24 protein-coding genes are annotated in these 20972 nt (G+C 66.1%); 6 read left to right on the top strand and 18 right to left on the bottom strand.

Features of this window, described 5'->3' with window-relative positions; genetic code table 11:
• The 6 genes from AC2FNJ_RS18870 to AC2FNJ_RS18845 all read right to left on the bottom strand — a co-directional run.
• Positions 1-270: glutathione S-transferase N-terminal domain-containing protein (locus AC2FNJ_RS18870; protein ID WP_496766474.1), on the bottom strand; the 270-nt coding region annotated here is incomplete at its 3' end.
• 310 nt (positions 271-580) lie between these two features.
• Entirely contained in the window at positions 581-775 is a 195-nt protein-coding gene (locus tag AC2FNJ_RS18865; protein WP_496766472.1) for a hypothetical protein, read from the bottom strand.
• A 48-nt stretch (positions 776-823) separates the two neighbouring features.
• The gene (locus tag AC2FNJ_RS18860) at positions 824-2605 is read right to left on the bottom strand and encodes an acyl-CoA dehydrogenase C-terminal domain-containing protein (protein WP_496766470.1); all 1782 of its coding nucleotides are present in this window, start codon (positions 2603-2605) and stop codon (positions 824-826) included.
• Positions 2606-2653: 48 nt separating this feature from the next.
• Complete coding sequence (locus AC2FNJ_RS18855) at positions 2654-3055, bottom strand: MerR family transcriptional regulator (protein WP_496766468.1); 402 nt, start codon at positions 3053-3055, stop codon at positions 2654-2656.
• Positions 3056-3270: 215 nt separating this feature from the next.
• On the bottom strand, positions 3271-3462 hold the full coding sequence (locus AC2FNJ_RS18850; protein ID WP_496766466.1) for a hypothetical protein: 192 nt from the start codon (positions 3460-3462) through the stop codon (positions 3271-3273).
• Positions 3463-3565: 103 nt separating this feature from the next.
• Positions 3566-3934: a MerR family transcriptional regulator gene (locus AC2FNJ_RS18845; RefSeq protein WP_496766464.1), complete on the bottom strand. Its 369-nt coding sequence runs from the start codon at positions 3932-3934 to the stop codon at positions 3566-3568.
• Positions 3935-4050: 116 nt separating this feature from the next.
• On the opposite strand from AC2FNJ_RS18845, the gene AC2FNJ_RS18840 reads away from it, so the two are divergent.
• From AC2FNJ_RS18840 to AC2FNJ_RS18830, 3 genes are read left to right on the top strand one after another with little or no spacing between them, the layout of a single operon-like run.
• Entirely contained in the window at positions 4051-4470 is a 420-nt protein-coding gene (locus AC2FNJ_RS18840) for a PaaI family thioesterase (protein ID WP_496766462.1), read from the top strand.
• A 1-nt stretch (position 4471) separates the two neighbouring features.
• Entirely contained in the window at positions 4472-4990 is a 519-nt protein-coding gene (locus AC2FNJ_RS18835) for a PaaI family thioesterase (protein WP_496766460.1), read from the top strand.
• Between the two features lie 6 nt (positions 4991-4996).
• Entirely contained in the window at positions 4997-6313 is a 1317-nt protein-coding gene (locus AC2FNJ_RS18830; protein WP_496766458.1) for an MATE family efflux transporter, read from the top strand.
• 24 nt (positions 6314-6337) lie between these two features.
• On the opposite strand, the gene AC2FNJ_RS18825 is transcribed toward AC2FNJ_RS18830, so the two are convergent.
• The 5 genes from AC2FNJ_RS18825 to AC2FNJ_RS18805 all read right to left on the bottom strand — a co-directional run bounded on the left by AC2FNJ_RS18825 (position 6338) and on the right by AC2FNJ_RS18805 (position 9739).
• Positions 6338-7219, bottom strand: coding sequence for a sulfurtransferase (locus tag AC2FNJ_RS18825; protein WP_496766456.1), 882 nt, complete (start codon positions 7217-7219; stop codon positions 6338-6340).
• Positions 7220-7579: 360 nt separating this feature from the next.
• Entirely contained in the window at positions 7580-7921 is a 342-nt protein-coding gene (arsC, locus tag AC2FNJ_RS18820; RefSeq protein WP_496766454.1) for an arsenate reductase (glutaredoxin), read from the bottom strand.
• Positions 7918-8976: a quinone-dependent dihydroorotate dehydrogenase gene (locus tag AC2FNJ_RS18815; RefSeq protein ID WP_496766452.1), complete on the bottom strand. Its 1059-nt coding sequence runs from the start codon at positions 8974-8976 to the stop codon at positions 7918-7920. The genes arsC and AC2FNJ_RS18815 overlap by 4 nt, the downstream gene beginning before the upstream one ends.
• Positions 8973-9404 (bottom strand): DUF1330 domain-containing protein, encoded by a 432-nt coding sequence (locus AC2FNJ_RS18810; protein ID WP_496766450.1) that lies wholly within the window; start codon positions 9402-9404, stop codon positions 8973-8975. The genes AC2FNJ_RS18815 and AC2FNJ_RS18810 overlap by 4 nt, the downstream gene beginning before the upstream one ends.
• Entirely contained in the window at positions 9401-9739 is a 339-nt protein-coding gene (locus AC2FNJ_RS18805; RefSeq protein WP_496766476.1) for a DUF952 domain-containing protein, read from the bottom strand. The genes AC2FNJ_RS18810 and AC2FNJ_RS18805 overlap by 4 nt, the downstream gene beginning before the upstream one ends.
• 131 nt (positions 9740-9870) lie before the next feature.
• On the opposite strand from AC2FNJ_RS18805, the gene AC2FNJ_RS18800 reads away from it, so the two are divergent.
• From AC2FNJ_RS18800 to mnmH, 3 genes are all read left to right on the top strand, one after another.
• Complete coding sequence (locus AC2FNJ_RS18800) at positions 9871-11448, top strand: bifunctional metallophosphatase/5'-nucleotidase (RefSeq protein ID WP_496766448.1); 1578 nt, start codon at positions 9871-9873, stop codon at positions 11446-11448.
• 119 nt (positions 11449-11567) lie between these two features.
• Positions 11568-12242 (top strand): SOS response-associated peptidase, encoded by a 675-nt coding sequence (locus tag AC2FNJ_RS18795; protein ID WP_496766446.1) that lies wholly within the window; start codon positions 11568-11570, stop codon positions 12240-12242.
• A 53-nt stretch (positions 12243-12295) separates the two neighbouring features.
• A complete protein-coding gene (gene mnmH, locus AC2FNJ_RS18790) occupies positions 12296-13348 on the top strand; it encodes a tRNA 2-selenouridine(34) synthase MnmH (protein WP_496766444.1) in 1053 nt (350 codons plus the stop codon).
• On the opposite strand, the gene selD is transcribed toward mnmH, so the two are convergent.
• The 7 genes from selD to AC2FNJ_RS18755 all read right to left on the bottom strand — a co-directional run.
• Positions 13339-15498, bottom strand: coding sequence for a selenide, water dikinase SelD (gene selD / locus AC2FNJ_RS18785; protein WP_496766442.1), 2160 nt, complete (start codon positions 15496-15498; stop codon positions 13339-13341). The two genes, mnmH and selD, sit on opposite strands and share 10 nt — an antisense overlap.
• A gap of 5 nt (positions 15499-15503) precedes the next feature.
• Positions 15504-15890 carry a Na+/H+ antiporter subunit G gene (locus AC2FNJ_RS18780; protein ID WP_496766440.1) on the bottom strand — a complete coding sequence of 129 codons (387 nt, stop codon included), beginning with the start codon at positions 15888-15890 and terminating at the stop codon, positions 15504-15506.
• Between the two features lie 7 nt (positions 15891-15897).
• Positions 15898-16167: a K+/H+ antiporter subunit F gene (locus AC2FNJ_RS18775; RefSeq protein ID WP_496766438.1), complete on the bottom strand. Its 270-nt coding sequence runs from the start codon at positions 16165-16167 to the stop codon at positions 15898-15900.
• Positions 16164-16661: a Na+/H+ antiporter subunit E gene (locus tag AC2FNJ_RS18770; RefSeq protein WP_496766436.1), complete on the bottom strand. Its 498-nt coding sequence runs from the start codon at positions 16659-16661 to the stop codon at positions 16164-16166. The genes AC2FNJ_RS18775 and AC2FNJ_RS18770 overlap by 4 nt, the downstream gene beginning before the upstream one ends.
• A complete protein-coding gene (locus AC2FNJ_RS18765; RefSeq protein ID WP_496766434.1) occupies positions 16658-18214 on the bottom strand; it encodes a monovalent cation/H+ antiporter subunit D in 1557 nt (518 codons plus the stop codon). Before AC2FNJ_RS18765 ends, AC2FNJ_RS18770 begins: the two co-directional genes overlap by 4 nt.
• The gene (locus tag AC2FNJ_RS18760; protein ID WP_496766432.1) at positions 18211-18570 is read right to left on the bottom strand and encodes a Na+/H+ antiporter subunit C; all 360 of its coding nucleotides are present in this window, start codon (positions 18568-18570) and stop codon (positions 18211-18213) included. Before AC2FNJ_RS18760 ends, AC2FNJ_RS18765 begins: the two co-directional genes overlap by 4 nt.
• A 1-nt stretch (position 18571) precedes the next feature.
• On the bottom strand, positions 18572-20972 hold a 2401-nt coding region (locus AC2FNJ_RS18755; RefSeq protein WP_496766430.1), incomplete at its 5' end, for a monovalent cation/H+ antiporter subunit A.

Below are 20972 nucleotides of genomic sequence, written 5' to 3'. Positions count from 1 at the left end.
GTTCTCTTCGCGGGTCTTGCCGCCGAACTTGCCGGATTTCTCGGTCACATAGGCCTGGATCGCGCCCGACTGGCTGGTGCGGAAATCGCCGTCGACCAGAACCGGCGCCTCGCCCATCTCGTTGACGTTGGCGCGGTATTCAGGCGTACGGGTCTCGCCGCCGAAGAAATCGACAAAGACCGGCTCCCAGTCCAGGCCCGAAAGCTGCAGCGCCAGCGCCGCCTTGTAGGAATTCCCGCTTTCTCCGAAACAATGAAGTTGAATGGTCACCATAGCCTCCCTGTGATTGGCGTCGCAGCGGGGGTTTCACACCCCCGCACCCCCGTGGAGTATTTCAGGCAAGATGAAGAACGGACCCGTTCAGCAATTGTTAAGATCCATGCGTTCTGATCGTCGCCGCGGTACAGGCTGGAGAGCCGATGACCGCGCAAGGTGAAGCCCCGCTGTCCCGCCGCAAGGTTGCGCGCCGGATGGCGGGGTGGACCTGTCCGGGCTTCATCTTGCCACAAATACTCTCGCCGAAGGCGGCACGACCTTGCCGCCGCTCCGGCGCGTGGACAGGTGAATGCGCTTGTGGTCTTCACCACTTGCACGCCTCCGGTTCGGGGTTGATCGGATGCGGACCGCGGGCGAGGGCGTCCATGCCGGTCCTGCCGACGAACCCATGGAGCGGACCGGTCGGCGCTTCGGTCGCGCCCATCACCGCTTGACCGGAACAGACGTTCTCGGTCATCGCGGTCGGCAAGCAGCGGGTCGGTCGGAAAGGTTTCGGCATGTCCATCCCTTTGCGGGTAGGTCGGCGGGGCGCGCCCCGCCGCGCCCCTCAGAAATTGGCCGCCTCCAGCGCCATCACCGTATCGGCGCCCGTCTGGATGCGGGCGAGATGGGTGGCGGTCATCGGCAGGCGGCGCGCCATGTAGTAGCGCCCGGTGGCGATCTTGGTCTCGTAGAATGCGGTGTCGGATGCGCCGCCGTCCAGCGCCTCCTGTGCGGCCCTGGCCATCCGCGCCCACATCAGGCCGAGGCAGACATGGCCGAACATGTGCATGAAGTCGTACGACCCCGCCAGCGCGTTGTTGGGGTTCTTCATGCCTTCCTGCATGAAATACATGCCCGCCGCCTGCAGATCCTTCGAGGCTGCCTTGAGCGGTTCGATGAACTCCCGGTCGAAGGCCGCGTCCTGGCCGGCATTCTCCTTGCAGAAGCTCTTGACCATCTCGAAGAAGGCCATCACGTGCTTGCCGCCGTCCTGCGCCAGCTTGCGGCCCACCAGGTCGAGCGCCTGCACGCCGTTGGCGCCTTCGTAGATCATCGCGATGCGGGCGTCGCGGGTGTATTGCGACATGCCCCATTCCTCGATGTAGCCGTGGCCGCCATAGACCTGCTGGGCCTGAACCGTCATGTCATAGCCCTGATCGGTCAGAAAGCCCTTGATCACCGGCGTCAGCAGCGAGATCAGCCCGTCTGCGTCCTTGTCGCCGGCGCGGTGCGCCTGGTCGATCAGGGTCGCGCCCCACAGGATGAAGGCCCGCGCGCCCTCGGTGAAGCTTTTCTGATCCATCAGGTTGCGGCGGATGTCGGGATGCACGATCAGCGGGTCGGCGGGGCCGTCGGGGTTCTTCGGCCCGGTCACGTCGCGGCCCTGCAGACGATCCTTGGCGTATTCCAGAGCGTTCTGGAACGCGGCTTCGGCCTGAGACAGCCCCTGCATGCCGACACCCAGCCGCGCCTCGTTCATCATCGTGAACATGGCGCGCATGCCCTTGTGTTCCTGACCCAGCAGCCAGCCGGTGGCGCCGTCATAGTTCATCACGCAGGTCGAGTTGCCGTGGATGCCCATCTTTTCTTCGATCTTGCCGACCGAAACGCCGTTGCGCGCGCCCAGGCTGCCGTCTTCGTTCACCAGGAACTTGGGCACGATGAACAGCGACACGCCCTTGATGCCTTCGGGGCCGCCGGGGATCTTGGCCAGCACCAGGTGGATGATGTTGTCGGCCATGTCGTGATCGCCGGACGAGATGAAGATCTTCTGGCCGGTGATCTTGTAGCTGCCGTCGTCCTGCGGCTCGGCCTTGGTGCGCATCAGGCCCAGATCGGTGCCGCAATGCGGCTCGGTCAGGTTCATGGTGCCGGTCCATTCGCAGCTGACCATCTTGGGCAGATAGGTGTCTTTCTGGGCGTCGGTCCCGTGCGCCAGAATCGCCGAGGCCGCGCCGTGGGTCAGACCCTGATACATCACGAAGGCCTGGTTGGCGCCCGAGAACATCTCGCCCACGGCGGTGCCCAGCACATAGGGCATGTTCTGGCCGCCATATTCCTCGGGCATGTCGAGCCCGGTCCAGCCGCCTTCCTTCATCTGCTCGAACGCGTCCTTGAACCCGGTCGGGGTATAGACGACGCCGTTTTCCAGCCGGCAGCCTTCGGTGTCGCCGACCGCGTTCAGCGGGTGCAGCACGTTGGTGGCCAGCTTTCCGGCTTCCTCCAGCACCGCGCCGGTGAAGTCCGGTTCCAGCTCGCTGTAGCCGGGAATGTCCGATTTCGAGACTTTCAGAACGTCGTGCAGGATGAACTGTGCGTCCTTGGTCGGGGCGTTGTAGACGGGCATGGAAAACTCCCAGTTGCGTTTTCTGTCAAAGGGCAGGGGCCGAATGGCTCATTCGGCCGCCTTCTTTTCTTCTTTCATCGAGGCGATGACCTTTTCGCCCCATTTCAGCTGTTCCCTCAGGTCTTCGATGGCCTGGGTCAGCTCATCGCGGCGCATCTCCATGTCGGCCAGCCGCTCGCAGGCGATCTCGTAGGTGCGGGTCAACTGGGTCAGTTGCTGGTCGCCGGCGTGGTACAGGTCCAGCAGCTGGCGGATTTCCTCCAGGCTGAATCCGAAGCGCTTGCCGCGCAGAATCAGTTTCAGGCGGGCGCGGTCGCGCTTGGTGAACAGCCGTTTCTGACCTTCGCGGATCGGAAACAACAGTTCCTTCGCCTCATAGAACCGCAGCGTGCGCGGCGTGACACCATAAGTGTCGCACATCTCGCGGATCGTCATCAGTTCTTCGTTCATGTCTCAAACTCTCATCACGGGCGTTCTGGCCGTGAGGTGCGCAGCCGATGCGGGTTTTACAACATGTGATTGACGTTTACGTAACCCGGACGCTGCGTCACTTTTTCGGTGACGTAAGATCAGATCCGTCACCTTGGATCTCGCGAAAGAAAATTACCTTTGCGTCAACCGCATCGCATCGGGCGCCATGCCCGGTTGCGCGCTCGGACAGCACCCTAGCGGCCGGTCGCGCCGCCGCGCGGCCCCTGGTAAAAGGTGCGCCGCGCGCTGCGTTGCGCGGCCACCTGCGCATCCCACTCCTCCTGCGAGACGCCAGGCGGCGCGGTGCCGTATCCGTTTGGTCCGGTATCGCATCCTGCAACGGCAAGGGCGGCGGCGAGGAACAGGGAAATGCGGGCATAATACATGGCGAGGTCTCCGGAAATCTGCCGCCAGATTGCGCCACGTGGCCTGCCGGATCAATGCGAACCCTGCGTCCTGACGCCGAAGTGAGCGCGCGTCAGCGCAAGGTCAGGCGAGGCTCCGGGCCGTCTGGTCGCGCAGGCGGCGCAGCTCGTCCATCGCCTCGTCCAGCTGCGCGCGCTGCTGGCGCAGTTCCTCCATCTGGCGGTCGGCCATTTCGACAAAGGCGGCCATCTGCGCCTCGTTGCCCTCGTCCTCGTAGATCAGCAGCCACTGGCGGATCTCCTCGAGCGCGAAACCGAACTTGCGGCCCCGCAGAATCAGCTTCATGCGGGCGCGTTCGCGCGGGCCGTAGAACCGCGACCGTCCCTCCCTGTCGGGTTGCAGCAGCTCGATATACTCGTAGTACCGCAGCGTGCGCGGCGTCACGTCGAATTCCGCGCACATCTCCTTGAATGACAAACGCGTGTCGGACATCCCAGTTCTCCTCGCCCGCAAACTATGGCCTCGGACCGGCAAGCGCAACAGGCGGTCTTGCCCTCACCTGCCGCCGCGGCCCATAAAGGGGCCAGACAGGAACGGAACCCAACCCTATGGTCGATAAAACAAAACTCGCCCGCCAATTCATCGAGGCGATCCCCCACGCCAAGGCGCTGGGCCTTGAACTGACGTATATCGGTGCGGGCGAAGCCGAGATTTCGATGCCCTACAACACGGATCTGATCGGCGATCCCCGAACCGGGGTGATCCATGGCGGGGCGGTTTCGGCCATGCTCGACACCTGCTGCGGCGCGGCGGTGATGAGCCACCCCTCGGCCCCCGGCGGCACCGCCACCATCGACCTGCGCATCGACTACATGCGCGCCGCGACGCCGGGCCAGCGCATCACCACGCGGGCGACCTGCTATCACATCACCCGCAACGTCGCCTTTGTCCGCGCCACCGCGACCGACGACGACCAGGACCGGCCCGTCGCCACCGCCTCGGGCGCCTTCACCGTGGAGGAACGCTGAGATGGCCCGTCCCCGTCCCGAACCGATGCAGGTGGTCAAGCAGCGCCGCGATGCCGCGCTCAAGGCGCTGGTCGAAGGCGTGCCCTACATCCGCTTTCTCGACATCAGCTTCGACCGCCGCGGCGACGAACTGACCGGGGTGCTGAACTTCGACGAAAAGCTCATCGGCAACCCGTTCCTGCCGGCGATCCACGGCGGCGTGACGGCGGCCTTTCTGGAAGTGACCGCCATCATCACGCTCAGCTGGTCGCACCTGTTCCCCACGATCGAAAGTGGCGAACTGGACCCCGAAGACATCCTGACCGACGAGAACATGCGCTTTCCCAAGACCATCGACTTCACCGTCGATTACCTGCGCTCGGGCCTGCCGCGCGATGCCTATGCGCGCGCCTTCATCAGCCGTTCGGGCCGCCGCTACGCCTCGGTCCGGGTCGAAGCCTGGCAGGACAATCACGCCAAGCTCTTTGCGCAGGCCACCGGCCATTTCCTGATGCCGCAGCCGCGCGCCGCGAAAGCCTGACGCGACATGCAGGACGCCTCGGCACCCATCACACATCGACGGGTGCTGAAAATCGCCCTGCCCATCGTGCTGTCCAATGCGACCGTCCCGATCCTCGGCGCGGTGGATACCGGCGTGGTGGGGCAGATGGGGCAGGCGGCGCCGATCGGCGCGGTCGGCATCGGCGCGGTGATCCTCGCCGCGATCTATTGGGTGTTCGGCTTCCTGCGTATGGGCACCACCGGCCTGGCCGCGCAGGCGCGCGGCGCGGGCGACATGGCCGAAACCGGCGCGCTGCTGATGCGCGGCCTGCTGCTGGCCTTTGCGGCGGGCCTGGCCTTCATCCTCGCGCAGTCGGCGGTGTTCTGGGGGGCCTTCGCGCTGGCCCCCGCCAGCGCCGAGGTCGAGGCGCTGGCCCGCGCCTATCTGGAAATCCGCATCTGGGGCGCGCCGGCGACCATCGCGCTCTATGCCGTCACCGGCTGGCTGATCGCCATCGAAAAGACCCGCGGCGTCTTTGTCCTGCAGATCTGGATGAACGGGCTCAACATCGTGCTCGACCTGTGGTTCGTTCTCGGGCTGGGCTGGGGCGTCGAAGGGGTCGCGACCGCAACCCTGATCGCCGAATGGACCGGTCTTGCGCTGGGCCTGTGGCTCTGCCGCGAGGCGTTCGCCGGCGATCAATGGCACGACTGGACCCGGATCTTCGACGCCGCCCGCCTGCGCCGGATGCTTCAGGTCAATGCCGACATCATGGTGCGCTCGGTCCTGCTGACCGGGGCGTTCACCACCTTCCTGTTCGTCGGCGCCGACCTGGGCGACGTGAACCTCGCCGCCAATCAGGTCTTGCTGCAATTCCTGGAAATCACCGCCTTCGCGCTCGACGGCTTCGCCTTTTCCGCCGAGGCGCTGGTGGGCGGGGCGGTCGGCGCCAGGGACCGGCACCAGGTCCGCCGCGCCTCGATCGTCGCCTCGCAATGGGGGGTGGGCGGCGCGCTGGCGCTGGGCCTGATCTTCTATCTCGCCGGTCCGCTGATCATCGACATCATGACCACCTCGCCCGAGGTGCGTGCGGCCGGGCGCGAATACCTGATCTGGGCCGCCATCGCACCGGTTCTGGGCGTGGCCAGCTGGATGTTCGACGGCATCTATATCGGCGCCACCTGGACCCGCGAGATGCGCATCGCGATGATCCAGTCGGTGGCGGTCTACGTGGTTGCGCTGTTCCTGCTGGTCCCGGCCTTCGGCAACCACGGCCTGTGGGCCGCGCTGATGGTGCTCAACATCACCCGCGGCCTGACCCTGGGTCTGCGCTACCCGAGGCTTGAGGCCAGGGTGGCCTGAGCCGGTGCTGCACGATCCGCCGCTTCAATCGCGCTCGATCGGCAGGCTTTCGTCCGCCGCCCATTCGCTCATCGAGTTGTCGTAGACGGCCACGTCGTCATACCCGAGCTGATGCAGCCAGAACGCATCCACGCTCGCAAAGATGCCGCCGCCGCAATAGGTGATGAACCGTTCGGCTCCATCGGCCTTGGCTTGGCCAATGATGTCGGCGATCACCTCGGGCGGCTTGAAACACCCGGTCTCGGGATCGACCAGCGCCACCTTGGGAACGCTCACGCTGCCCGGAATCCGGCCGGGCCGCCCGTAGCGCGCGTTCTCGCCGGAAAACAGGTCCGGCCCCAGCGCGTTCATCAGGCAGATGCCCGGATCTTCCAGCGCGGCCAGAACCTCGGCCCGGCCCACGAAAAGACCGGCCCGGACATCGGCCGGAAGATCGCCGGGCGGATAACTGCACGGCTCGGTCGAGATGGGCCGGCCATCCCGCTGCCATGCCTCGAACCCGCCGTCCAGAATTGCCGCCCGGTCGAAACCCAGCCAGCGCAGCATCCACCAGAACCGCGCTGCCCAGGACATGCTCCGCCGGCTGTACAGGACAACCCGCGAGTCCGCGTTCACGCCGTTGCGCGCAAAGGCCGACGCAACCGTCCGCGGGTCCGCCAGCGTCATCGCATGGGGGCTGTCGGGGTTCGAGAAATCGCGCTGCAATTCCAGATATCCGGCGCCCGGAACGTGACCGGCGTCATGCTCGCCCCGGCAACTGACCACCCGATAGGGCCGATCGCCTCCGGTCTCGAAGTCCAGAACCGTCGAGCAGTCGAAGATCCTCAGATCAGGATCGTTCAGATGCCGCTCCAGCCAGGCACCGCCGACCAGCGCATCGGGGTCGCGAAGTTCGATCTTGTCCAAAACGCCGGCCTTTCCCTGGTGTTCCGCATCCGCGGGTATGGGCAACACATACCACAACCGGACGGCAAATGCGCCCCGGTGGCTTGGGGATCCGCCGGATGGCGCCGGGGCCGACATCAACGATCAGCGCGGCCCGCCAGCGCGGCGATCCCGGTCGCCATCCATCGCTCCCGGGTCATGCCGAACGATCGCTCGGGTCACTCGGTGCATCAAGCAACCTGCCGTCGTACTTTGGAAGATCGTCGTCGATCCTCAGCCAAGGCAGCCTGTTCTGGATATTCACATGAAACGTCGGCTCGAAACCCCACGGCACCTGCAAAGACGCGGCAGAATTGCGTACACCGCCCCTGTGGCGGTCGGCTAGAGCAGGTCCAGCACCGCCTCAGGCGGGCGGCCGATCACGGCCCTGCCGTCGCGCATCGCCAGCGGGCGCTCGATCAGGATCGGGTGGTTGGCCATGGCCTCCAGCAGCACCGAGTCCGGATCGGTCCTGGACAGCCCGAGCTCCCGGAACAGCTTTTCGCCCGGCCGCATCATCGCGATGGCCGGTTCCCCCAGCGCCGCGCGCGCCGCTTCCAGCTCGGCCAGACCGGGCGCGTCCTCGAGGTATCTGCGCACGGTCACGTCCGCCCCGCGCGCCTCCAGCAGCGCCAGCCCGGCGCGCGATTTGGAACAGCGCGGATTGTGCCAGTATTCGATCACAGCCAGTCCTCTCTCTTGCTGCCGACAGCCTCGGCCACGTTGGCGAACCCGTCGCGCGCCAGCAGCGCGTCCAGCCCCCGCGGGATCTCGGCGGCCAGCGACAGGCCGCCATAGACCATCGCGGTATAGAACTGCACCGCCGAGGCGCCCGCGCAGATCTTGGCATAGGCCTGTTCGGCGCTGCCGACGCCGCCGACCCCGATCAGCGGCAGGGTGCCTTCGGTCAACCGGCTCAGCCGCGCCAGCACCCGCGTCGATGCCTCGAACAGCGGCGCGCCGGACAGACCGCCCGCCTCGGCCCGGTGGGCGCTTTTCAGACCCTCCCGCGACAGCGTAGTGTTGGTGGCGATCACCCCGTCCACGCCGCTTTCGCGCGCCACCTCGGCGATGTCGCCCAGTTCGGCCTCGCTCAGATCCGGCGCGATCTTGAGAAACACGGGCACGGGGCGCGGCAGCGCATCGCGCGTCTCGATCACCCCGGCCAGCAGGGCGCGCAAGGCCGCCTTGCCCTGCAGGTCGCGCAGCTTTTCGGTGTTGGGCGACGAGACGTTCACCGTCGCGAAATCCAGATGCGCGCCGCAATGCGCCAGAACCCTGGCGAAATCGCCGGGCCGGTCCGTGCTGTCCTTGTTGGCGCCCAGGTTCAGGCCGATCACCGCGTCCCCGGGGCGCTCGGCCAGACGCCGGGCCATCGCCTCCATGCCCGCATTGTTGAACCCGAACCGGTTGATCGCCGCGCGATCCTCGCTCAGGCGGAACAGGCGCGGTTTCGGATTGCCCGGCTGCGGGCGCGGCGTCACCGCCCCCACCTCGACAAAGCCGAACCCGGCGCGCGCCAGCGGCCCCAGCGCCTCGCCGTTCTTGTCGAAGCCGGCGGCAAGACCGACCGGGTTGGGCAGGTCCAGCCCCGCCACCCGGGTGCGCAGCCGGTCCGAGGTGATCGGGCCGGGGGTCGGCGTCAGCCCCAGCTTCAGCGCCCGGATCGACAGGCCATGCGCGGTTTCAGGGTCCATCCGGTGCAGCGCGGCCAGCCCGAGCCGTTCGATCGCCCTCATCCGAAGCTCGCTCCGCCCGCGGCCGGGGCACAGCGGATCAGGCGCGAGGTCGCCACCGCCGCCTGCCGGTGCACCACCGCCTGCCGGTAATCCGGGTCCGTGACCATCTCCAGAAACGCATGGGCGGTGGGATAGCGGGCCACGAACACCTCGTCCCACGCCTCGTCCTCCGGCCCGATCAGAACGGTCTGGAACGCGCCGCGCCAGACGATCGCGGCGCCCAGCCGGGCGATGATCGGCGCGGTCTCGGCCCCATAGCGCCGATACGCCTCGGCCCCGCTCAGGCCCGCCTCGGCCAGCGCGTGCCCCGCCGGGTACAGCGCCCGTTCGCGGAACTTCACCAGGTTCAGCATCTCGATCGGATGGTCCCGGTCCAGTGCCTTGAAGGCCTCGAACTGCGCGCGGTCGGGATCGACAAATTCGGTCATGCCATCTCCTCGGGGAACACATGCCGCCCATCCCTCAGCTCCAGCGGCCTGGACCAGACCACATCCGCCAGCCGGATGTTGCGGTAGAGATGCGGGAACCGCGCGCCGCCGCGCGACACTTCCCATTTCAGATCGCCGCCCATCGCCTCGGCGTCGCAGGCCAGCAGGATCAGCCCCTCGGCCCCGGCAAAATGCCTGGCCGCGGTCTCGGGCGCCTGCTCTGCGGTCGAGAAATGCACATACCCGTCGGCCACGTCCACCGGTGCTCCCGGCGTCTCGCCCTGCGCCTGCAAGGCGGCCCATTCCTCGGCCCGGAAAATCTTGTAGATCAGCATATTGCCCTGATGCCCCGTGGCCCGGGCGGAATCAAGCGGCATTTCCCCCACGTCGGCCGAACAGACTCTTTGACTCCGACCATCGACCGGCGCACCATCATACCCAAAACAAACAATAGGGAGTTTCCTTCATGCTGACCCGTTTTCTGACTTCGGTCGCCCTGCTGGGCCTGTCCGCCGGGATCGCGGCGGCCGAGTACAAGCTGACCATCCTGCACACCAACGATTTTCATTCCCGGTTCGAACCGATCAACAGGTTCGACAGCGCCTGCGATGCCGAGGACGATGCCGAAGGCAAGTGTTTCGGCGGCACCGCGCGTCTTGTCACCGCGATCACCGAGGCCCGGGCACGGGCTGAAAACTCGATCCTCGTCGATGGCGGCGACCAGTTCCAGGGCTCGCTGTTCTACACCTACTACAAGGGCAAGGTCGCGGCCGAGATGATGAACAAGCTCGGCTATGACGCGATGACCGTGGGCAACCACGAATTCGACGACGGCCCCGAGGTGCTGCGCGGATTCATGGACGCGGTGGAGTTCCCGGTCCTGATGTCCAACGCCAATTTCAGCGCCGAGGAGCTGCTCAAAGACAAACTGCAGAAATCGGCCGTGATCGAGGTGGGCGGGGAAAAGATCGGGCTGATCGGCCTGACCCCCATCGACACCCACGAAATCGCGTCGCCCGGTCCCAACATCACCTTCACCGACCCGGTGCCGGCGGTTCAGTCCGAAGTGGACCGGCTGACCGCCGAGGGCATCAACAAGATCGTCGTACTCAGCCATTCCGGCTATGCCGTGGACAAGCGCATCGCGTCCGAGACCACCGGTGTCGATGTGATCGTGGGCGGGCATTCCAATACGCTTCTGTCGAACGTCTCGGAACGGGCGGCCGGCCCTTATCCGACCGTGATCAACGGCGTGCAGATCGTTCAGGCCTATGCCTATGGCAAGTTCCTGGGTGAGCTGAACGTCACCTTCGACGATTCCGGCACTGTCGTCGAGGCGGTCGGCGAACCGCTGATCATGGACGCCGCCGTTGCCGAAGACGAAGCCACGGTCGCCCGGATCGACGAACTGGCGCAGCCGCTCGACGAAATCCGCAACAAGGTCGTGGCCAGCACGGCCGCCGCGATCCAGGGCGAACGCTCGGTCTGCCGGGTGCAGGAATGCGAGATGGGCAACCTGGTGGCCGATGCCATGCTCGACCGCGTGGCCGACCAGGGCGTGACCGTCGCGATCATGAACTCGGGCGGCCTGCGCGCCTCGATCGATCCCGGCGACGTGACCATGGGTGAGGTGCTGACCGTCCTGCCGTTCCAGAACACGCTCTCGACCTTCGAGATCAGCGGGCAGGGAATCATCGACGCGCTGGAAAACGGCGTGAGCCAGGTCGAAGAGGTCAAGGGCCGCTTCCCGCAGGTCGCCGGCCTCAAGTTCAAATGGGATCCTTCGGTCGCCCCGAACGAAGGGCGCATCGTCGAGGTCATGGTGGCCGGTGCCGACGGGTTCGAGCCCATCGACCCTGCCGCGACCTATCTGGTGGTGACCAACAACTACGTGCGCAACGGCGGCGACGGGTATGACGTCTTTTCGGGCGACGACAAGAACGCCTATGACTTCGGCCCCGACCTTGCGGATGTGACCGCAGAATACCTCGCCAAGAACGCGCCCTATCAACCCTATGTCGACGGGCGCATCATCCAGCAGTAGTCGGACCTTTGCGCTCCGGGTGCGTTTGGAGATCGGTTTCGGGTCGCCATATTGCAACGGCGACCCGGATCGCGGCCGGCGTCTCCTCGCCCGGCCTGAGACAACCATGACCGAGTGACATGTGCGGACGATTCGCGATAACCCTACCGACCGATGCGATGGCCCAGCTGTTCGCGGCCCGGCCGGCGAACGACTTGCCGCCGGTTCCGAATTACAACGTCTGCCCGACCAACCGGGTTCACGTCATCCGCGCCGATGAGACCGGCCGGCGGCTTGTACAAATGAGATGGGGCTTCCTTCCGCACTGGTACAAAACGGACAATTCCGGCCCCCTGCTGATCAATGCCCGCGCCGAAACCGTCGCCGAGAAACCGGCCTTCCGCGCCGCCTGCCGCTCGCGCCGCTGCCTGATTCCGGCCACCGGGTTCTACGAATGGACCAAGACCGAGGACGGCAAACGCCTGCCCTGGTACATCCACCGCCGCGACGGCGCGCCCCTCGCCTTTGCCGGGATCTGGCAGGACTGGGGCCCCGAAGACGCGCGCCAAAGTACCTGCGCCATCGTGACGACGGCGGCAAACCGGCACCTCGGCGCCATCCACCACCGGATGCCGCTGATCCTTGAGACCGGGGATTGGCCGCTATGGCTGGGCGAAAGCGGCAAGGGCGCGGCCCGCCTGATGCACCCCGGCGCCGAGGATGTTCTGGATTACCACCGGGTCGACGTCGCGGTGAATTCCAATCGGGCCAGCGGCCCCGGACTGATCGAACCCATCGAAGAGGCCGCGCAGTAGGACGCTGCCATCGCGCTCTTTTCCTTGCCCTTCGGTCGGGATAGACCGGCGGCATGGCGCTGAAACCCGACACATTGCCCGATCTCTACGACCACGGTTTCGACACCGTGATCGACGTGCGCAGCCCGGCGGAATATGCCGAAGACCATCTGCCCGGCGCCATCAACCTGCCGGTCCTGGACAACGACGAGCGCGCCCGCGTCGGCACGATCTATGTGCAGCAAAGCCCGTTTCTGGCCCGAAAGCTGGGCGCGGCGCTGGTCTTTCGCAATGCCGCCAACCACATCGAGCGGCACCTCAGCCACCATGAGGGCGGCTGGCGGCCGTTGGTCTATTGCTGGCGCGGTGGGCAGCGGTCCGGCGCGTTCACCTGGATGCTGCAGCAGATCGGGTGGCGGGCCGAGGTGATCGACGGCGGCTACCGAAGCTATCGGCGGCTGGTGAATCGATACCTCTATGACGACCCCCTTCCGCACCGGCTGATCGCGCTGGACGGCTATACCGGCACCGCCAAGACCGAGCTTCTGTCACGGCTCGGGGATCGCGGTGTGCAGGTGGTGGATCTGGAAGGGCTGGCCAATCATCGCGGTTCGCTGCTGGGCGAGCAACCGGGCGGGCAGCCGAGCCAAAAAGCCTTTGAATCCGCGCTGGCCAGGGCCTTTTGTGCGCTCGATCCTTCGCGCCCGGTCGTGATCGAGGCCGAGTCCTCGAAGATCGGCGCGCGCATCCTGCCCCCCAGCCTGTGGGCCGCCCTGCACGCCGCGCCGCGGGTCGAGGTGTCGGCGCCGATCGCGGCGCGGGTGAACTACCTCGTCCGGGCCTATGAAGACATCCTGTCGGATCGCGACCGGTTGCGCGCGCGGCTCGATCCTCTGCGCTACCATCGGGGGCACGACGCCGTGGACGCCTGGTTCGATCTGATCGAAGCGGGTGACAAGCCGGGCCTGACACGGGCGCTGATGGAGCAGCACTATGACCCGGCCTACACGAAATCCCGCAAGACGCGCCGAGCGGGACCGATCGCCCGGGTCGATGCTGCCTCGCTCGACGATGCCGGTCTTGACGCGGCGGCTGCGCGGCTTGAACGCATCGTGTCTCAGCTCTGAAGGCGCAGACCGGGCGTCTCGGTGAGGTATCCGACGACCGCGGCGGCATAGCCCGCGTCCCGCAAGGCGCGGGTCAGTTCGCCGGCCTCGACCGGTGGTACGGCGGCCAGCAAGCCGCCCGCGGTCTGCGGATCGAAAAGCAGATCGGCCCGGCCGCCTTCGGGCAGATCCGGCGCGAGGCTCCGGTTGTCGGCAAAGAGCGTGGATCGCACGCCTTGCGCGGCAAGCTCCAGCGCGCCGTCCAGGACCGGGATCGCGTCAAGGTCGAGGGCCGCGCCGCAGTCCGAAGCCTCGCACAGGCCCAGCAGGTGCCCTGCAAGCCCGAACCCCGTCACGTCGGTCATGGCGTGGGCCGACGCCAGCAGGCGGGCGGCCGCATCCTGCGGTTGGGTCATGGCTTCGTGGGCGGCCGCCACCCATTGCCCCTCGGCCGCGCCGGCCATCTCGGCGGCCATGAGAACGCCGCTGCCCAGCGGCTTGGTCAGGATCAGCGCGTCACCGGGCCGGCCGCCGGACAGGGTGATCGGATCCCGGTCGCACAGGCCTGTGACCGTGAAACCTATGGTCAACTCGTCGCCCATGGAACTGTGGCCGCCGACGATCTCGGCGCCGGCCTCGCGCATCACCAGGGTCGCGGTCTCCATGATCTCGGCCATGGTGCGGCGCTGCAACCGGGGCGACATGCGGGGCAGGATCAGGGTTGCCGTCGCGGCCTGCGGCCGCGCGCCCATCGCCCAGATGTCGCCCAGCGCGTGCACGGCGGCGATGCGGGTCATCAGCACGGGATCGTCTGTGACGGCGCGCAGATGGTCCGAGGTGATGACCTGCCGCGCGCCACCGGTCATCAAGAGCGCGGCATCGTCGCCGGGAAGAGGCGCGATGTCGCTGCGGCCCGCGGCAGGCAGGTCCGCCAGCGCAGCGCGCAGCGCGCCGCGTCCGATCTTGGCGCCGCAGCCGCCGCACATCGGCTTGTCCGCCAAAGCCTCGTGCAGCCCGTCCGCGTGCTGACGAGGCAGCGCGGGCGGCGTCATGTGTGGCAAGTCGCGGAACCGGTTCATGAATTTCCGGTCGATATGGTCCTTCCAGCGCCACATCAGAGGTCCGCTGAAGGACATGCCGAACCGTTCGGCCACGGCGGATTTCGCGCCGAGCGAAATGAGCTTCAGATAGTCCTTTTGCGGAGCGTAGCGCCGCATGCGTCCTGCACCGAGGGCGGCGCGCAGATTGTCGAACAGGACCGGCGCTTCGCGCACGGCGTAGACGCCGGCCTTGGGGCGGGGATCGTGGCTCAGGTGGGCGCAGTCTCCGACTGCGAAGACGGCGGGATCGCTGGATCTCAGATGTTCGTCGACCTTGATGAACCCGTCCTCCAGCGCGAGTCCGGTGGCCGCAATCCAGTCATAGGGCCTGGCGCCGGCCGCGCCGGTCACGAAATCCGCCGCGATCCGGCTTCCGTCGGACAGGGCAAGATGATCCGACCCAACCTGCACGATCCGGGCGTTCTCGACCACCTCGATGCCGAGTTCCGTCATGGCCCGCCGGATGGCCGTCTCGGCCCCGGCCCCGGTCGCCGACAGCGCGGCGGCGGCATCGATCAGGCAGACCTGCGCCGCTCGGCCCCGCTGCCGCAGGGCATGGGCCATGGCCATCGCCAGTTCCGCACCGGCCACGCCGCCGCCGATCACCGCAACCGAGGCGGGGCCGGTCCGGTTCAGATAGGCCGCCCACCGCGCGGCAAAGCGGCCCAGCGGTTTCGCGGGCACGGCATGATCGGCAAAGCCGGGCAGGTCGGGCATGTCGGACGTGATGCCGACATTGACGGATGCCACGTCGAATCCGATGGGCGGACGCTCGGGAACCCGGATTTCGCGACGATCCAGGTCGATCCCGTCCACCTGGCCCAGAACCACCCGCGCCCCGGCGAAGCGGGCGAGGCGGACCAGATCGATGTCCAGTTCCCACCGTTCATAGTGGCCGGCCACGAAACCGGGCAGCATCCCCGAATAAGGCGCCGTCGGTCCGGGATTGATCACCGTCACCCGCGCGCCGGGCAAGGGGGTCATGCCCCACTTGCGAAGCACCAGCGCATGGGTGTGACCGCCGCCGATCAGAACGAGGTCGCGGGTCAGGGGCAGGGGGGCTGCGCGCATCGGGTTCAGTTTGCCGTGTGGTCCGGCACCTCTTCGTCCTGCGCGACCGCGTGGGTGGCCCAGACGCCATCCTCACCGGGATCCGGCAGATCCTCGGGGCGTTCGTGGCGGTGGATGTGCCACTTGGCGATGAACAGGGCCGTGATCGGCGCCGTCAGGAACAGAAACAGCGTGATCAGCAGTTCGTGCAGCGACAGGTTCCGCTCGATCAGCAGCGAGTGGCAGATCGAGGCCAGCAGCACGCCGCCCACGCCCAGTGTCGTCGCCTTGGTCGGTGCGTGCAGCCGGGACATCGGGTCTTTCAGCTTGATCATTCCGAAAGAGCCGACAAAGCCGAAGATGCCCGACACGATCAGGAAGAAGGCGATCAGAAGTTCGAACAGGAATTCCATGGCCGCCTCACTCGATGATGTTGCCGCGCAGCATGAACCGCGCGTAGGCCACGGTCGAGACGAAGCCGAGCATGGCGATGATCATCGCCGCCTCGAAGAAGATCTCGGTGCCCAGGGCCAGTCCGTAGAGCACCAAGAGGGCGATGGTGTTGATCACCATCGTGTCCAGCGCCAGAACGCGGGTGCCCACGCCTTCGGCCGAGATGATCCGCCAGAGGCACATGATGACCGCCGCGCCGAAACAGGCGAACGCGAAGTAGAGAGCATAGGTGATCATTCGAAAATCTCCTTCAGGCGGCGTTCATAGCGGGTCTTGATCTGGTCCCGCACGGCGTCCGGATCGGGGGTGTCGAGGCAGTGCACCAGCAGGTTGTGCCCCTGCGCCGACAGATCGCAGCTGACCGTGCCGGGGGTCATGGTGATGGTGCCGGCAAGAACCGTGATCGCCTCGGGCGTGCGCAGTTCGAGCGGGACGCAGATCCAGTTGGGTTGCCGGTCGGCGTCGCGTTTGAACAGGATGATGCGGGCCACCGCAATATTGGCCATCACGATGTCCCACAGGACCACCAGGATGTATTCGGCGACCTTCGGCCAGTTGCGCAGCTTGGGCCGGTCCGGCCAGTAGGGCTGGGTGATGAACGGGATCACGATCCCGAGCAGCAGACCGAAGAGCAGCGAGTTGAGCGAGGGCTTGTTCGCCAGGAGCACCCAGACGAAGGTCAGCAGCACCGTCAGATGCGGGTGGGGAAAGACCCGGCGCAGCAGTTTCATCCCTGACCTCCTTTCAGAACGGCGTCGATATAGGCTTGCGGAGCAAACAGTTGTGCGGCCGTGGCGGAAGTATACTCCAGAGCCGGCCCGGCGAAGAGCGTCAGCGCCACGAGGCCGGTCACGACGCCGAAGACGGCGACGAATGCCAGGCCCGTGGACGGTTCCGGCGCGGGCGGCGCAGCGTTCTCGGCGGCCTCGGGGTCGTCGGCTGGCGGTGCGGCGGGCATGTTCTCGGCGGCGTGGCTTTTCCAGAAGATCAGCGAACCCGCGCGGGCCAGGCCGACGATGGTGACGAAGGAACTGATCAGGATCACCGCCCAGATCAGGCCAAAGTCGGTGGCGTCACGGGCGGCGTCCAGGACGAGGATCTTGCCGACGAAGCCCGAAAGCGGCGGCATTCCCGCCGCCGCGATCGCTCCGACGAAGAACAGCGCGGCGATCAGACCGGATTGTGGCATGGGCGGTTTGGCCTCGATCGCGCCGCCCTGGCGCTCCATCACAAGATCGGCGACGAGAAACAGCAGCGCCGTGGCGAAGGTCGAATGCACCGTATAGTACAGGGCCGCCGCCGCCGCCTGCTCGTTGAACAGCGACACCGCGATCAGCAGCGTGCCCATCGAGGCGATGGCCGCAAAGGCCGCAAGCCGCGCGATGTGCTGCGCGCCGAGTATGCCGATCGTTCCGACCGCGAGCGTCAGCAGGGCCGCAGGCAGCAGCCAGTCGCCCACCAGTCCGCTGGTGATGGCGACATCCGGTCCGAAGATCAGGGTATAGACCCTCAGGATCGAATAGGCGCCGACCTTGGTCATGATCGCGAACAGCGCCGCGACCGGCAGCGGAGCGTTGGCGTAGCTGGCCGGCAGCCAGAAATGCAGCGGCAGCACCGCAGCCTTGACGCAGAACACCAGCAAAAGCAGCACCGCGCCGACCCGCAGCAGGGCGGTGTCCTCGGCCGGAAGGTCCGCGACCCGCACCGCCAGGTCCGCCATGTTGAGCGTGCCCGTCACCCCGTAGAGCGTGCCGAGGGCGAACAGGAACAGGGTCGAGCCCAGCAGATTGTAGGCGACGTATTGGACCCCCGCCTTCAGGCGCACCGATCCGCCGCCATGAATCATCAGCCCGTAGGAGGCGATGAGCAGCACCTCGAAAAAGACGAACAGGTTGAAGGCGTCGCCGGTCAGAAACGCGCCGCAGACGCCCATCAGCTGGAACTGGAACAGGGGGTGGAAATGCCGTCCCCGTTCGTCCCAGCCCGAACCGATGGCGTAAAGCAGCACCGGCAACGCCAGAACGGCGGTCAGCAGAACCATGAGCGATGACATCCGGTCCAGCACCATCACGATGCCGAACGGGGCGGGCCAGTTGCCGAGCGCGTAGACCTGGACTTCGCCGCTCGACGCCTGCGCCGTCAGCGTCAGCGCGATCCCGAGCAGACCGACGGTGCCGGCCACTGAGAAGATGCGCTGCAGGTCCAGGTGATAGCGCAGGACCATAATGATGAACGGAGCCAGGATCGCCGGAAGGACGATCGGGGCGACGATCCAGTGGTTCATGCTTCGTCCCCCGCGTCGTCCACGCTGTCCCGGGCGGTCATGTCGATGTGATCGTCCCGGGATGACAGATAGGCGCCCAGCGAGATGATCACGATCACCGCCGTCATCCCGAACGAGATCACGATGGCCGTCAGCACCAACGCCTGCGGCAGCGGGTCGGTATAGGCCACCTCCTCATACTTGTTCAGGACCGGCGGCGTATTCACCGCCAGCCGGCCGGAGGCGAAGAGAAACACGTTCACGGCATAGGTCAGCAGCGACAATCCGAGGATCAGGGGAAAGGTCCGGCGGCGCAGGATCAGAAAGATCCCTGCGGCGGTCATGACGCCGACTGCGGATGCGACAAGGGCCTCCATCTTACGCCTCCTTCCTGTCTGACGAACCCTCGGTTTCTGCGAGATAGTCGCGCAGAGGGTTGATATCCATAGGGTATTTCTGTGCGATGCCGGGTTGCCAGGCAAAGCGCGACAGGCTTTCGAGCGCCAGCATGACCGCGCCGAGGACGGCCAGGAACACGCCGATGTCGAACAGCATGGCGGTGGCCCATTCGAACTCTTCCAGCGGCGGCAGGTGGATATAGCCATAGTCGCTGGTGAGGAACGGCATCTCGTTGAACCACGCGCCCAGCCCGGTCGCGGCGGCGATCAGCACGCCCCAGCCGATGGTGGCGTGATAGTAGAACCGCTGGCGTTCGGCCGCCCAGGTGAAACCGCTTGCCATGTATTGCATGAGGAACGCGATGGCGACGATCAGCCCCGAGATGAACCCGCCGCCCGGCTGGTTGTGGCCACGGAAGAAGATGTAGGCGCCGACCATCAGCGCGATCGGCATCATCACGCGGGTGACGACGACCATCATCAGCGGATGCGAATCGCCGGATTGCGGCCAGTGCGGCTTGCGGTTCAGCAGATAGGCACGGACTTTGGTGGCGAGAACCGATTCGGTCAGGGCAAAGATGACCAGCGCGGCGATGCCCAGAACGATGATCTCGCCGAAGGTATCGAAGCCCCTGAAGTCCACCAGGATGACGTTGACCACATTGGTGCCGCCGCCGCCCGTGTAGGAGTTGGTCAGGTGGAAATCCGAAATGGTCGGAAACGCGAAATCCCGCAGCAGCATCGCATAGAGCAGGGCGCCGGTTCCGATGCCGGCCACGACCGATATGGCCGCGTCACGCCAGCGTCTTTGCGCGGTGCTGTCCCACGGGGTCACGGTGGGCATGAAGTTGAGCGACAGCAACAGCAGGATCATCGTGACCACCTCGACCGAGATCTGGGTCAGGGCCAGATCGGGCGCCGAGAGATAGTTGAACGCCATCGAAACGATCAGCCCGACGACGCCGATCAGGACCAGCGCCAGCAGGCGGTTGCGGTGGAAGTACATGATGGCCATCGTCGCGGCGACGAGGCAGATCCAGCCAATGATCGGGATGAGCGGTGCCGGCAGCGGCACACGGGTCGGTGCGCCGATGCTGCCGCTGGAATAGGCGTAGTAGCCCAACCCGAGCGTGAAGGCGACGAACAGGATGGCGTAGCGGCTGAGCACACCGTTGTGCAGGCCGTCGGTGATCCAGCGGCTTGCGACGGTCAGAGCGTGAACGACCGCGTCGAAGATCGTCTTGGCTTCGGGCCGCGGCAGCGCGTTCCAGAACCTCTCGGCCGGTGTGTAGAACCGCAACAGGACCAGCCCGCCCGCGACTGCGACGATGCTCATGTAGAGCGCCGGGGTGAAGCCATGCCAGATTTTCAGGGAGTAATAGGGCAGGTCCGCGCTGCCGATCACCGCCTGCGAGGCAATCGCCACCAAGGGTCCGACAATGGCCTTGGAAAACAGGCCGATGGCCACGACCAGCACCACCAGAAAGGCGGGCGCCAGCCACATCCCCGGGCCGGGATCGTGCGGCGTGGTCGGATAATCGTCGCGCACGGGCCCAAGAAAGACATGCGCGATGAAGCGGAACGAATAGGCCGCCGAGAACAGCGCGCCGATCAGGGCCAGGCCCGGTACCAGGTAGTGCGACTGGTACCAGACCGTGTGAACGGTTTCTTCCAGCATCATCTCCTTGCTGAGAAACCCGTTGAGCGGCGGCAGACCGGCCATGGACAGCGCCGCGATGGTGGCGATGGTGAAGGTGATCGGCATCAGGTGCCGCAGCCCGCCCAGCCTTTTGATGTCACGCGTATGGGCCTCGTGATCGACGATGCCCGCGGTCATGAACAGCGCGGCCTTGAACGTGGCGTGGTTGATGATGTGGAAAATGGCGACGACCGCGGCGATTTCGGTTCCGAACCCAAGCAGCATGGTGATCAGGCCCAGATGCGACACCGTGGAAAAGGCCAGAAGCGCCTTGAGATCGTCCTTGAACAGGGCGATGACCGCTCCGATCACCATGGTCACCAGGCCGGTGGTCGCAACGATGTAGAACCATTCCGGGGTGCCCGAGAGAACCGGCCACATCCGCGCCATCAGGAACAGGCCCGCCTTCACCATCGTGGCCGAGTGCAGATAGGCCGAAACCGGCGTCGGGGCGGCCATGGCGTGGGGCAGCCAGAAATGGAACGGGAACTGCGCGGACTTGGTGAAGCAGCCCAGCAGTATCAGGATCAGCGCCGGCAGGTAATACGGCGAGGACTGGATGACCTCCTTGTTCTGCAGAATCACGCTCAGATCATACGACCCGGCGATGTTGCCCAGGATCAGCATTCCGGCGATCATCGCCAGCCCGCCCGAGCCGGTGACGGCCAGCGCCATGCGGGCG

This window comes from Ruegeria sp. BHSB196, assembly GCF_059613135.1.
This window is presented reverse-complemented; position numbering and strand designations above follow the sequence as displayed.